At 72.4% G+C, this 12,900-nt stretch carries 10 protein-coding genes; 8 read left to right on the forward strand and 2 right to left on the reverse strand.

Translation table 11 applies throughout. The features are described 5' to 3' along the window. Positions 1 to 37 precede the first annotated feature (37 nt). Entirely contained in the window at positions 38 to 871 is an 834-nt protein-coding gene (locus OG520_RS24450; RefSeq protein ID WP_406014608.1) for a DUF4190 domain-containing protein, read from the reverse strand. A gap of 236 nt (positions 872 to 1,107) precedes the next feature. Here OG520_RS24450 and OG520_RS24455 point away from each other — a divergent pair, with 236 nt between their 5' ends. The 3 genes from OG520_RS24455 (at position 1,108) to OG520_RS24465 (ending at position 5,534) form a co-directional block, all read left to right on the forward strand. Further along, entirely contained in the window at positions 1,108 to 3,234 is a 2,127-nt protein-coding gene (locus OG520_RS24455; RefSeq protein ID WP_406014609.1) for an N-6 DNA methylase, read from the forward strand. Positions 3,235 to 3,354: 120 nt separating this feature from the next. Beyond that, positions 3,355 to 3,999, forward strand: a complete 645-nt coding sequence (locus tag OG520_RS24460) for a hypothetical protein (protein ID WP_406014610.1) — start codon at positions 3,355 to 3,357, stop codon at positions 3,997 to 3,999. Then, positions 3,996 to 5,534 (forward strand): protein kinase domain-containing protein, encoded by a 1,539-nt coding sequence (locus OG520_RS24465; protein ID WP_406014611.1) that lies wholly within the window; start codon positions 3,996 to 3,998, stop codon positions 5,532 to 5,534. The genes OG520_RS24460 and OG520_RS24465 overlap by 4 nt, the downstream gene beginning before the upstream one ends. Positions 5,535 to 5,547: 13 nt before the next feature. On the opposite strand, the gene OG520_RS24470 is transcribed toward OG520_RS24465, so the two are convergent. Continuing rightward, positions 5,548 to 8,088, reverse strand: coding sequence for a YfhO family protein (locus OG520_RS24470; RefSeq protein ID WP_406014612.1), 2,541 nt, complete (start codon positions 8,086 to 8,088; stop codon positions 5,548 to 5,550). Positions 8,089 to 8,211: 123 nt separating this feature from the next. Between OG520_RS24470 and OG520_RS24475 the strand changes: the two genes are divergently transcribed. From OG520_RS24475 to OG520_RS24495, 5 genes are all read left to right on the forward strand, one after another. Further along, entirely contained in the window at positions 8,212 to 9,174 is a 963-nt protein-coding gene (locus OG520_RS24475; protein ID WP_399327924.1) for a glycosyltransferase family 2 protein, read from the forward strand. Next, the gene (locus tag OG520_RS24480) at positions 9,171 to 9,572 is read left to right on the forward strand and encodes a GtrA family protein (protein WP_406014613.1); all 402 of its coding nucleotides are present in this window, start codon (positions 9,171 to 9,173) and stop codon (positions 9,570 to 9,572) included. Before OG520_RS24475 ends, OG520_RS24480 begins: the two co-directional genes overlap by 4 nt. 158 nt (positions 9,573 to 9,730) lie before the next feature. Further along, complete coding sequence (locus tag OG520_RS24485; protein WP_399327921.1) at positions 9,731 to 10,387, forward strand: SurA N-terminal domain-containing protein; 657 nt, start codon at positions 9,731 to 9,733, stop codon at positions 10,385 to 10,387. 46 nt (positions 10,388 to 10,433) lie between these two features. After that, positions 10,434 to 11,396 (forward strand): nucleoside triphosphate pyrophosphohydrolase, encoded by a 963-nt coding sequence (locus tag OG520_RS24490; RefSeq protein ID WP_406014614.1) that lies wholly within the window; start codon positions 10,434 to 10,436, stop codon positions 11,394 to 11,396. Positions 11,397 to 11,529: 133 nt separating this feature from the next. Beyond that, positions 11,530 to 12,855, forward strand: a complete 1,326-nt coding sequence (locus tag OG520_RS24495) for a cytochrome P450 (RefSeq protein ID WP_399327918.1) — start codon at positions 11,530 to 11,532, stop codon at positions 12,853 to 12,855. Positions 12,856 to 12,900 lie beyond the last annotated feature (45 nt).

Consider the following 12,900-nt stretch of genomic DNA (forward strand, 5'->3'; position numbering starts at 1 on the left):
TCTCTCCGGTTCATTCTGTCCGGTCCAGGAGGGACGGTCAGAGCTTCAGGTCCCACTGCGAGGCGTCATACGTAAAGCCGGGGTTGACCTCGACGGTCAGGTTCTTGGCGTCCGCCGGGGCGTCGAAGGCGAACTGGACCGTGACCTTCTTGCCCGGCAGGACCGTGCCGCTGAAGCCCGCGCCGACCTTGTTGTCGAAGATCTGCTCGGCGTCCACGCCGTCCTGGCCGGCCCGCGCCGAGACGCTGACGAGCGCGGAGTTGAACTTCTCCTTGCCCGCGTTCTCGATGACGACGGCGACCCGGTAGGCCTTCTGTCCCTTGGTGTGTCCGGCGGCGTAGGCGTCCGGGGTGTACGAGGTGGCGTCGCCGACCGTGACTGTCAGATCGTCGTCGTACACGGCCGAGTCGCCCGCCTCCAGCGCCTTGCCGGTGTCCTTCTTCTTGTCCGCGCCGTCCTTGGCGGAATCGCCGCCGGGCTTCGGCTTCGCGGAGGCCGTGGTGTCCGACACCGCCTTGTTGAGGTCGTTCACGGCGTCGTCCACGGCCTTGAACGTGATCACCGCACCCACCACCGCGAGGATCAGCGAGATCAGGCCGAGCACGGCGCCGAAGGTGGTCATCCCCTTGTTGGTGGCCTCGCCGCGCTTCGCGCGGCCCCGGCCGGCCAGACCCAGGACCAGGGCGATGAGGCCGAGGATGCCCGCCAGCCAGAACAGGAACGGGATCAGGCCGGACACGGCGCCGATGACACCCAGGACGAGGGCGGCGATGCCCAGTCCGTTACGGGCCGGGCGCGTGCCCGGCATCTGGGCGGGAGCGTACGGCTGCTGGGGCTGCGGGGACTGGGGCGGCTGCGTGAACTGGGACATGGCTGTGCCCTCCGGCGAAAGCAGAGATGAGTGGTGAGCGGATTCATGCGTCGTGCTCGTGCATCGCTCGCTGTCGTGCGGCGATGGGTCAATAACAGCAGAGCTTGTGAACCGAGTCAACACGGTTCACGGTGGATGGGTTGATGCACGCTGTGAATCGATGTCGTGTGAACCGGGTCGGTATGCTCGCCGACAAGCCAGTACCGGGACGAGCGCCAGGACCAGGGAGACAGTCAGTGCCGGAGAACTCGACAGAGGTGACCGCGGCCGGGATCGCACGGCTGGCGGGGGTGGGGCGCGCCGCGGTCAGCAATTGGCGCCGCCGCCACGCCGACTTCCCCAAGCCCGCCGGCGGCACCGAGACGAGCCCGTCCTTCGCCCTGTCCGAGGTCGAGCAGTGGCTCCGCGACCAGGGGAAACTCGCCGAGGTCCCGCTGCGCGAACGAGTCTGGCAGCAGCTCGCGGGCCACCCCGCCGGCGCCGTCCCCGCCCTGGTCCATACCGGCTGCGCCCTGCTGCTCCTGCGGACCTCCCCCAACGCCTGGCCGGAGATCACCGCCGCGTCGGACGAAGGGATGGCCGGCGTGCTCTCCCTCGCCGTCGACAAGGTGCTCACCACCCGCTTCGGACCGGCGGCGGAAGCCGGGCGGGCCGTTCACGCCCCGAGCCCCGCCGAACTGCTCCCGTCCGTTCCGCTGCTCCGCGCCGCCGCCGAACTCGCCGCCGGGACCGGGATCCAGGAGACCTTCGAGTTCCTGCTCGGCCGTCAGCTGGACGCCAACCCGCGCCAGTACACCCTCACCCCGCCCGGACTCGCCGAACTGATGGCCGCCCTGGTGGAGACGGGGGAGCGGCCCGTCCGCACGGTCCTCGACCCGGCCGCGGGCACCGGCGCCCTGCTGCGTGCCGTCGGCCGCCCGGCCGCCCTGTACGCCCAGGAGACCGACCCCGACCTCGCCGCGCTCACCGCGCTGCGACTCGCCCTGCACACCGACACCGGCTGCGCCCTGGCGGCACGGACCGCCGACACCCTGCGCGCCGACGCCTTTCCGCAGCTCGCCGCCGACGCCGTGCTCTGCCACCCGCCGTTCAACGAACGCAACTGGGGCCACGACGAGCTCGCCTACGACCCGCGCTGGGAGTACGGCTTCCCGGCCCGTACCGAATCCGAACTCGCCTGGGTCCAGCACGCCCTGGCCCATCTGCGCGAGGGCGGCACCGCCGTACTCCTGATGCCCCCGGCCGTCGCCTCGCGCCGCTCCGGCCGCCGGATCCGCGCCGATCTGCTGCGCCGTGGCGCCCTGCGCGCCGTCATCGCGCTCCCGGCCGGCGCCGCACCCCCGTACGGCATCCCGCTCCACCTCTGGGTGCTCCGCAAGCCGGGCAGCGGTCGGCACCCCTCGCCCGAACTGCTGCTCGTCGACACCGCCGAACCCGCCGAATCGCCTTCGGCGGGCCCGGCGGCGACCGCCCCCGCGGGCGGGCGCGACCGGCTCGACTGGCAGGCGGTGCACGGTGCCGTGCTCGACGCCTGGCAGTCCTTCGACGACGCGGGAGGCCCCGGTCGGGAGGGCCGGACCGAGCCGGGCCACCCTGCCTCGGCCCGCCCCGGCGCCGGCCGCGCCGTACCCGTCATCGAACTCCTCGACGACGACGTGGACCTGGCCCCCGCCCGCCATCTGCCGTCACCGGCCGCCGCGGGCGGACCCGCCGAGCTGATCCGGGTACGGGAGCGGCTCACCGAGACGCTCGGCCTCACCGGCACCCTCACCCCGATGGCCGTGCCGCCCGCCGAACCGGCCCACTGGCCGCTCACCACCGTCGGCGAACTCGCCCGCGCCGGCGCCCTCCAGCTCCGCACCGGCGGCTCCGGCACCGGCCCGGGGCCCGTCCTCACCGAACACGACGTCCTCGGCTCCACCGCCCCTTCGGGAAGCCTGCCCGTCGACGGGCCCGCAGAGGAGCCGGTCCTCGTCGAACCAGGCGATGTCGTCGTCCCCGTGCTCGGCGGCGGCTCCGTCGCCCGCGTCGTCGACGACGCCACCGCGGGCGCCGCACTGGGCCGCAACCTCCAGCTGCTGCGCCCCGATCCGGCCGCCCTCGACCCCTGGTTCCTGGCCGGCTTCCTGCGCGGCACCGCCAACAACCGTCAGGCCAGCAGCTACGCCTCCACCGCCACCCGGCTGGACGCCCGCCGCCTCCAACTGCCCCGGCTGCCGCTCGCGGAGCAGCAGCGGTACGGACAACGGTTCCGTGCCCTGGCCGAGTTCGAGGATGCCCTGAGGCTGACCGGCCGGCTCGGCGGACAGCTCGTCCAGGGGATGTACGACGGGCTGACGGACGGCACGGTCGCGCCGGAGTGAGCTGAACCACAGCCGATCCGTACAACCCGGGGCCGGTTGTCGGTGTCGCCCTTTACGCTCGGATCTGCGTACACGGAGCGTGTGCGCGGATGTTCAACGACCAGGTCTCCAGGAGCAGCCATGTACGCCCCGGGTCATCCGCCGACGCCGCCGCGCCGGGTTCCCAGCCGGGCCTGGATCGTCTCCATGCGGGTGCTGTTCGGCGTGCTCTCGGTGTGCTCGCTCGGACTGCTGCTGTGGAGTCCGTTGCTCCGGCTCGCGATCGTGCGCCGCCGGGCGTCCGACTGGTGGCTGACCGGGGCCGGGTTCGTGTTCGTCTGCGTGCTCCTGCCGATCCTCGGCAGGGACGGCAACGACGAGCCGACCGGCATCGACAACGTCCTCATCCCGCTGCTGCTGGTGACGATGCTGGGCTCGCTCGCGTACTACCTGGTCGGGGACGTCCGCCATTACGAACGGCTGACGAAGCAGCACCGGATGGGCGGCTACGCGGCCGCCCCGCCGGTGCCGGGGTACGGATACGGGTACCAGTACGCGCCCACGGTGCCGATGCGGATGTCCACGCCCGCGCCCATGCCTGCGCCCATGCCTGCGCCCATGCCTGCGCCCATGCCTGCGCCCATGCCCGCGCCCATGCCGGCCCCGGCGCCCGCGCCGCCGGCACAACCGGCACAGCAGCCGCAGCCGCAGCCGCACCGCATCGACCAGGTCCGCGCCGAGCTCGACGAGTTGAGCGACTACCTCCGCAAGGAGGAGGGACGGTGAGCGGACGAGTCATCGGCGGGCGGTACCAACTGGCGACCGTCCTCGGACAGGGCGGCATGGGCCAGGTCTGGACGGCCTACGACCAGCGCCTGGACCGCCGCGTCGCGGTGAAGCTGCTCCGCCCCGACCGGGTCACCGGCCCCATCGGCAGCGAGGCCGCGGGCGAGCTGCGCCGCCGCTTCGTCCGCGAGTGCCGGGTCACCGCCCAGGTCGACCACCCCGGCCTGGTCACCGTCCACGACGCGGGCAGCGACGGCGACGACCTGTTCCTCGTCATGCAGTACGTCGAGGGCGCCGACCTCGCCGACCATCTCGCCGAGCACGACCCGTACCCCTGGCAGTGGTCCGTCGCGGTCGCCGCCCAGCTCTGCGCCGTGCTGTGCGCCGTGCACGCGGTGCCGATCGTCCACCGCGACCTCAAACCCCGCAATGTGATGGTGCGCCCGGACGGCACCGTCACCGTCCTCGACCTGGGCGTCGCCTCCGTCCTCGACACCGACACCACCCGGCTCACCCACACCGGCTCGCCGATCGGCTCCCCGGCCTACATGGCCCCCGAGCAGGCGATGGGCGGCGCCGTCGGCCCGTACACCGATCTGTACGCCCTCGGCGTGCTCCTCCACGAACTGCTCAGCGGCGACGTGCCGTTCGCCGGGTCCACCGCCCTCGGTGTGCTGCACCGCCACCTCTACGAGCCGCCGGTCCCGGTCCGCCGGATCAGGCCCGACATCCCCGAGCCGCTCGAAGCGCTGGTGCTGCGGCTGCTGGCCAAGGACCCGCAGCACCGGCCGTCCGGCGCCCAGGAGGTGTACGAACACCTCGCCCCGCTGCTCCCCTCGCCGGGCACCGGGCTCTGCGCCGGACCGCTCGACCCGACCCGCCCCTTCCTGCGCCCGCACGCCCCGTGGCCCGACCGGGCCGCTGCCCCGCCCCCGCCACCGGCCCCGACCGCCCCCGTGGCGGCCCGGCCCGATGTGGCCGCCGCCGTCGACGACGTCAAGAAGCTGCTCGGCGAGGGCCGGATCACCCAGGCCGTGGACATCCTCGGCTCGATCCTCCCGGTCGCCGCCGAACAGCACGGCGAGGACTCCGCCGTGGTCCGCATCCTGCGCAAGCAGTACGCGGCGACGCTGATGGACGACGGCCAGTACCGCCGCGCCCTGCCCGAGCTGCGCCGCCTCGCCGACGACTGCGCGGCGGAGGCCGGCCCGGCCGACGCGCAGACGCTCCAGTTCCGCTACGACGCGGCCCAGTGCCTGGAGCAGCTCGGCGAACCGGCCGCCGCGCTCGCGGAGTACCGCGCGGTCCTCCCGTACTACGAGAACCACCGCGCCACGGGCGGCGACCCGGCCCGCTTCTTCGAGATCCGCAACCGCATCGCGCACCTGCTGCTCGCGCTCGGCGACCACGTGACGGCGCGCGTGCAGCTCCAGGCGCTGCTGTACGACGCCGAGCGGGCCTACGGGTCCCACCACCCGCTGCCGGTGGAGCTGCGCCGCCGGCTTGACCGCCAGGTGGAGGTGCGGGGCGGCTGACCACCGGCCCCGGTCAGGCGTCCACGGGTTGCGGAGTTCCGGCCTGCCGCGGAGCCCGGTCGGGCCCGTGCGGCCCGGCCCCCGTCGTCCGCCGCCGGTACACGAGCACCGCCCCGCCGAGCACCAGAACGGCGAGCGCGCCCGCCCCGGCCAACGCGCCCGCCCGCAGGCCCGGGGGCCGGAACGTGCAGTCGACCGCCGTGCCGCGGGCCGGGGCCGGGGTGGCGACCAGGCCCAGGTAGCTGTCGGCGGGGCGGCCCTGGCAGCTCCAGCCCGCGATCCGGGGCGCGGCGATCACGACCGTTCCGGTGGTGCCGGGCGGCAGTTCGGCCCGGATGCCGTGGTCGGTGACGTGGACCGTGGCCGCGCCGGTGCGCTTCAGCCCGGCGACCGCCGAGGACAGCCGGGCCCGGTCCAGACAGCCGATCGCCCGATGCGGCACGGTCCCGGCGCGCACCGGGGTCAGCGTGACCCGCACGCTCCCGGCCCCGCCGACCGTGCCCAGGTGCTGCATCGCGGCCCGCCTGGCCGGCAGCTGCCCCTTGAACTCGACCTCCGGGCCGTCGCCGAGCCGTGCCCAGCCGAACATGTCGGGCGACCACAGATATGCCTCGGTGCCCGTCGGGCAGGCGGCGGTCAGCGTGTACGTGCCGCGTCCCACCCGGTAGTCGTACGCCCCCTTGTCGGCCACCGCGTCGCCGTCCGCCGTCCGCAGCACCGTCGTCGGGACCGTGTAGACCCGCGCGCCGAGCAGCTGCTCCTGGTTCCGGAACGCTGAACGGCCGTACGGCACCGGACCGCCCGGCCGGCGCACCGTCACCAGCGGCGGCGTCTCGGCACGGCTCACCGTCACCGGCCGGTCGTCCGGGACGTTCGCCCCCTGGTGCGGATCGCGCGGCCCGCGCACCCGCGCGCCGACCGAGAAGACCGCGTCCGTGACCGGGTTGTCGAGGCTCTGCACGGCCCGGCCGTTCGACGTCCACCCGCCGCCGAGCGCCCGCATCGTGCGGGTCAGCACGGCGGGCGTGTGGCTGCTGTAGTACGCGCCGCCCTGCCCGCCCACCAGCAGCGGATCGTTCGCGGTGGTCTGCTCCCGGCCGGGGTCCGTGCGATAGCCCGGCCAGCCGTCGGCGCCCGCGACCACGGCCGCCTGGGTCCGCTGGCGTTCGCCCCACGGCGCGTAGTCGTCGAGCCGGTTCAGCCGCTGCCGGTCGAAGTACGCGGTGGACGCTGCGGCCTGCCCGGCCTGTGCGCCGATCAGCAGCACGGCGGCCAGCGCCGCGAGCCTCCGGCCCCGCCCGACCAGCACCAGAGCGCAGGCCGCGGCCACCAGACCCACCGCGAACAGCGGATACGTCCACCCGGTGACCAGGTCGCTGAAGCCGGCCCCGGCCGCGAGCACCACCAGGACCACGCCCCCGCCGAGCAGCGCCCGCCGCCCCGGCCAGTCGTGGGAGACCGAGACCCAGGCGGCGATCACCACCAGCCCGGCCAGCACGAACGTCTGCCGGTACGGACTGCCGTTGGGCGTGGTGAAGGCATGCCAGAGCAAATGCGTGGGGCCCCACTGCAACGACAGTGCGACCCCGGCCACCAGCCCCGTCCACGCCCACCGCTCGCGCCCCGGCACCGACCGCTGGAAGGCCAGCGCACAGGCCAGCAGCAGGGTGCCGGTGCCGAGGAAGAGGGCCGGGGTGAAGAAGCTGTACGTGGCGGGCAGCAGCCGGGCGAGCACATCGGGCCAGGCGGCGGGCGCGAACGGACGGTCCCAGCCCGGGTAGGCGTGCTTGGTGCCCAGGTAGACGGGGAGCAGGACGGGCGCCGAGAGCCCGACGCCCACCCCGACCGTGCAGCCGGCCCGCACCAGCCCCCGGACCACCGTCCGCCGGTCGTCCCGCTCGGTGAAGAGCCGGACGGCCAGCACCAGGGCGGCACCGAGCGTCGCCATGTACGCCGTGTAGAAGTTGGCCGCCCACACCACCGCGACGAGCAGCGGCCCGGCGATCCGGTGCCGTCCCGTACGGGCCCACTCGGCGACCAGGCAGAGCAGCGGCAGGGCGACCAGCCCGTCCAGCCACATCGGGTTGTACGAGGCCTCGGCGACCGACCAGCCGCACAGCGCGTACGAGGCGCCGAGCGCCCCGGCCGCCCACCGGCGCCCGCCACGCAGCGTCAGCAGGAACACGGCCATCAGCGCCGCCGCCGACGCCATCTTCAGGACCGTGACCACATAGACCGCGAGATCGATCCGGTCACGCGGGAAGACCCCGACGAGCAGGGCGAACGGGCTGGTCAGATAGGTGCCGAGATCCGGCAGGAAGCTCGTCCCGTACCCGGAGGACCAGTTGAGCAGCAGCCCGCCGTCGGCATTCCCGTGCAGCAGGTCCCACAGCCGGGCGTGGAACGGCACGAACTGATTGCCCAGGTCGTTGACGCTGCGTGTGTGCGGACCGAACGGGAAGACGCGCGCCACGGCGTCACCCGCGCAGACTGCGGCGACGGTGAGCAGCGCGGCGAGCGAGCCCGCGCGCAGGCGGGGACGGGAAGTCGGCATACGCAGGAATATGCCAGCTTCGAACGCCCAAACCCGGGCCGAATTAGGTCAGTTCACTTGATGGACGCCCATCGGTCACATGCTGCATCGGGTTCCGACATCTGGCCGCGCTGATGTACATCCGTGCTGATCTCTCTGGTGGTGCCTTGTTTCAACGAGGAAGAGATCCTCGAACGCTTCCATGAACGCGTCACGGACGAAATGGCCGGGCTGGGACATGAATTCCAGCTGGTGTTCGTCGACGACGGCAGCGCGGACCGGACCCTGGTGATCCTCCAGGAGCTGGCCGCCGCCGACCCACGGGTCCGCTATGTCTCCTTCAGTCGGAACTTCGGCAAGGAGGCCGCCATGCTGGCCGGCCTCCAGCACGCCGAGGGCGACGCCGTGGTCATCATGGACGCCGACCTCCAGCACCCGCCCGAGCTCGTGGGCCGGATGCTGGAGGAACACGCGCAGGGCTACGACCAGGTGATCGCCCGCCGCACCCGCAAGGGCGACCGCGTCACCCGCACCCTCAGCGCCCGCGCCTACTACTGGCTGATCAACCGCCTGGTGGACGTGGAACTGGTCGACGGCGTCGGGGACTTCCGCCTGCTGTCCCGCCGCACCGTCGACGCCGTACTGGAACTCACCGAATACAACCGGTTCTCCAAGGGCCTTTTCGCCTGGGTGGGATTCCGTACGACGACCTTCAGCTACGAGAATGCCGTCCGCGAACAGGGCAGTTCCGCCTGGACCTTCGGAAAGCTGCTCAATTACGGTCTCGACGGGCTGCTGTCCTTCAACAACAAACCGCTGCGCGCCGCGCTCTACCTGGGCATGCTGCTGCTGTCGGTGGCCTTCGCCTATGCGGCGTGGATCGTCGGGGTCGCCCTGGTGCAGGGGGTGGACACCCCCGGCTATGTCACCCTTCTCGTCGTGGTCACCGCACTCGCCGGGGTCCAGATGGTGATGGTCGGGGTGGTCGGCGAGTACGTCGGCCGTATCTACTACGAGGTGAAGCGACGCCCGCACTTCCTGGTGAAGGCCACGAACACCGGGGCGCCGCAGAGGATTCGGGAGCCGCAGGAGTTCGTACGCCGATGACGGTCACCGCGCAGATGGCCCGATTCGCCCTCGTGGGAGTGGTGAACACCGGCACGTACTACGGCTGCTACCTCGTCCTGCTGACGTGGCTGCCCTATATCGCCGCCCATGTGATCGCCTTCGCGCTGAGCATGATCGGCTCCTTCTTCCTGAACTCCTGGTTCACCTACCGGACCCGGCCCACCTGGCGGAAGTTCCTGCTCTTCCCGCTCACCAACGCCGCCAACTTCGTCATCACGACCGGCGGTGTCTATCTGCTGGTCGACCTCGCCGGGTTCAGCAGCCGGTACGCGCCGCTGGTCGCGGCCGCGGCGGCCATCCCGATCACCTTCGTCGTCTCGCGCACGATCATGCTGCGACCGGACATTCCGGCCCCGTCGGTCGAACGCGTGCCCTGAGCCCCGCCGGGCGGCCCCGGGCGGTCCCGAGCGGGCCCATATCCCCAACTCCTTCCGAATCGTTGGTCGAATCGGTGGCCCCAGCCACGTCCACTGCCTAACATCGATCACCGCAAGGTCTTGTGCACTGATGCACAAAGTCTCCCCGGGAGGTTCCTTTGCACCGCCGCCGTCGCACCGCGCTCACCGTCGCCGCCGCCCTGCTCGCCGGCGCCCCACTCCTGACCGCCTGCGGCAGCGAGGCCCACCCGGGCGCCGCGGCCGTCGTCGGCGGGGACCGGATCGAGGTCTCCACGCTGCAGAGCCAGGTGGCGGCCGTACGCGAGGCCCAGCGCGATTCGAAGGACGCCTCGCAGCTCATCGACAAGTCCGGGCAGCTCAGCCGGGTCAAACTGCAAACCATGATCTTCGACCGGGTGCTGGACCGGGCCGCGCAGGACGCGGGCGTGAGCGTCAACCGCAACGAGATCCAGCAGATGCGCAGGACCGCGGCGGCCCAGTCCGGCGGGGAGGCGCAGTTGCGGACGGCGATGCTCCAGCGGGGCTGGGTCGCCCCCGGTCAGATCGACGCCGTCCTGCGCGAGCAGGTCCAGTTGACGAAGCTGGCCCAGGCGCTCGGCGCCGACCTGCAGCAGCCCGCCGGTCAGCAGGCCGTCGGCGAGGCGCTCGGCAAGGCGTCGAAGGCACTGCGCGTCGACGTCAATCCGCGCTACGGCACCTGGGACAGCAAGCAGACCCAGCTCGCCGACTACAAGGCCCCCTGGATCACCCAGGTCACCAAGCCGGCCGGCGCGGACACCGAGGCCGGCGCCTGACCGGCCGCGGAACGGGCGACGCGAACGACCGAGGTAGATTCGAACGGTGAACGCTGAAGAACCCGGCCGTATCGTTCTGCTCACCGCCAGCCACCGCGTCGCGCCCGGACTCCTGTCCTGGCCCGCCTGGCAGGCGCTGCACGCCGCCGACCGGGCGCTCTGCGCCGAGCCGGACCACCCGCAGCTGCCGTATCTGCGCGAGGCGGGCGTCACCGTCGAGCACTCCGTGTCCACCGCGCAGGAACTCGTCGACGCCTGTGCGGGCGGCCGGACCGTCGTCGTCCTCGCGGGCGGCGAGGGCGACCGGCCGCTGACCGACGGTCTGGCCCGGCTCGCCGGCTCGGGCCGGGTGCGGATGCCGGACCTGGAGCTGCTGCCCGGTTCGTACGACCTGCCGGGCGCCCGGCTCCTCGATCTGGTCCAGGTCATGGACCGGATCAGGCTCGAATGCCCGTGGACCTCGCAGAAGACCCACAAGGGCCTCGCCAAGTACGCCATCGAGGAGGCGTACGAACTCGTCGAGGCGATCGAGGACGGCGACCGCGACGAACTGCGCGAGGAACTCGGCGACGTACTCCTCCAGGTCGTCTTCCACGCCAGGATCGCCGAGGAAGACGAGGAGGAGCCGTTCTCCGTCGACGACGTGGCCGCGACCCTCGTCGAGAAGCTGATCCACCGCCATCCGCACGTCTTCGGCGACGAGAGCGCCGAGACCCCGGAGGACGTGCACGCGCACTGGCTGCGGACCAAGGCCATCGAGAAGCAGCGCGACTCGGTCACCGACGGAGTCCCGCTCGGCCAGCCCGGTCTGGCCCTGGCGGCGAAGCTGGCCGGCCGGGTCCGTACCGCGGGGCTCGACGTGCCGCTCCCCACCGGCGACGGCATCGGCTACGAGCTCCTCGCCCTCGCCGTACGCGCCGAGCAGGACGGTATCGACCCCGAGGCCGCACTGAGGGCCGCGGGCCGCGCCTACCGCGACGCCATCAGGACGGCGGAGGGCAACGCCTAGGGCCTGTCCGGCCCTGATCCGCCGGACAGGCCCTAGCCCCGGAGTGCGACGGAACGGACCGTGCCGGAGGGCGACGACGGACCGTGCCGGAGGGCGCCGGATGACATTCGGGGGCAACGGATAACGTCGGGGGGTGAACCACAGCCCCGCCGACCGTCCCGCCGACCACCCCACCGATCAGCCCGCCGCCTGCCCCGTCGGCGCACCCGAACTCTTCACCTGGGAGTTCGCCACCGACCCGTACCCGGCGTACGCCTGGCTGCGCGAGCACAGCCCCGTGCACCGGACCGCACTGCCCAGCGGTGTCGAGGCCTGGCTCGTGACCCGGTACGCGGACGCGCGGCAGGCGCTCGCCGACTCCCGGCTCTCCAAGAACCCGGCGCACCACGCCGAGCCGGCGCACGCCAAGGGGAAGACCGGCATCCCGGGCGAGCGCAAGGCCGAGCTGATGACGCATCTGCTGAACATCGACCCGCCCGACCACACCCGGCTGCGCCGCCTCGTCTCCAAGGCGTTCACCCCGCGCCGGGTCGCCGAGTTCGCGCCGCGCGTGCAGGAACTGACGGACCGCCTCATCGACCGTTTCATCGAGGAGGGGAAGGCGGACCTCATCCACGACTTCGCCTTCCCGCTCCCCATCTACGCGATCTGCGATCTGCTCGGCGTCCCGCCCGAGGACCAGGACGACTTCCGGGACTGGGCGGGCATGATGATCCGCCACGGCGGCGGTCCGCGCGGCGGGGTGGCCAGATCGGTGAAGAAGATGCGCGGCTATCTCGCCGAACTGATCCACCGCAAGCGGGAGAACCCGGGGGACGACCTGATCTCCGGGCTGATCCGGGCCAGCGACCACGGCGAGCACCTCACCGAGAACGAGGCCGCGGCCATGGCCTTCATCCTGCTCTTCGCCGGATTCGAGACGACGGTCAATCTCATCGGCAACGGGGTCTACGCGCTGCTGCGCAACCCCGGGCAGCGGGAACGGCTCCAGCACGCGCTCGACTCGGGGGAGAGCGGGCTGCTGGAGACCGGGATCGAGGAACTGCTGCGGTACGACGGCCCGGTGGAGCTGGCCACCTGGCGGTTCGCCACCGAAGCGCTGACGCTCGGCGGGCAGGACATCGCGGCCGGGGACCCCGTGCTCGTGGTGCTCGCCGCGGCCGACCGCGACCCGGAGCGCTTCGAGGACCCCGACACGCTCGACCTCGCACGGCGTGACAATCAGCACCTCGGATACGGGCACGGCATCCACTACTGCCTGGGAGCGCCGCTCGCCCGGCTGGAGGGACAGACCGCGCTCGCCACGCTTCTGAACCGCCTTCCGGACCTGCGGCTTGCGGTGGAACCTACCGATTTGCGGTGGCGTGGCGGGCTCATCATGCGTGGACTTCGCACGCTCCCCGTGGAGTTCACGCCGGGGCCCGCGACCACCGGAACTGACGCTCCGTCAATTCTGTGACTTTCACGTGATCTGTGCTGCATCGACTTGTGATGCGCGTTCGAG

The organism is Streptomyces sp. NBC_00984, assembly GCF_045162475.1.
Taxonomy (GTDB): Bacteria; Actinomycetota; Actinomycetes; order Streptomycetales; family Streptomycetaceae; genus Streptomyces.

Bases quoted from the DNA above. Each gene is read 5' to 3' on its own strand.
- OG520_RS24450 (WP_406014608.1), bottom strand. From the start codon at position 871: ATGTCCCAGTTCACGCAGCCGCCCCAGTCCCCGCAGCCCCAGCAGCCG.
- OG520_RS24460 (WP_406014610.1), top strand. From the start codon at position 3,355: ATGTACGCCCCGGGTCATCCGCCGACGCCGCCGCGCCGGGTTCCCAGC.
- OG520_RS24470 (WP_406014612.1), bottom strand. From the start codon at position 8,088: ATGCCGACTTCCCGTCCCCGCCTGCGCGCGGGCTCGCTCGCCGCGCTG.
- OG520_RS24480 (WP_406014613.1), top strand. From the start codon at position 9,171: ATGACGGTCACCGCGCAGATGGCCCGATTCGCCCTCGTGGGAGTGGTG.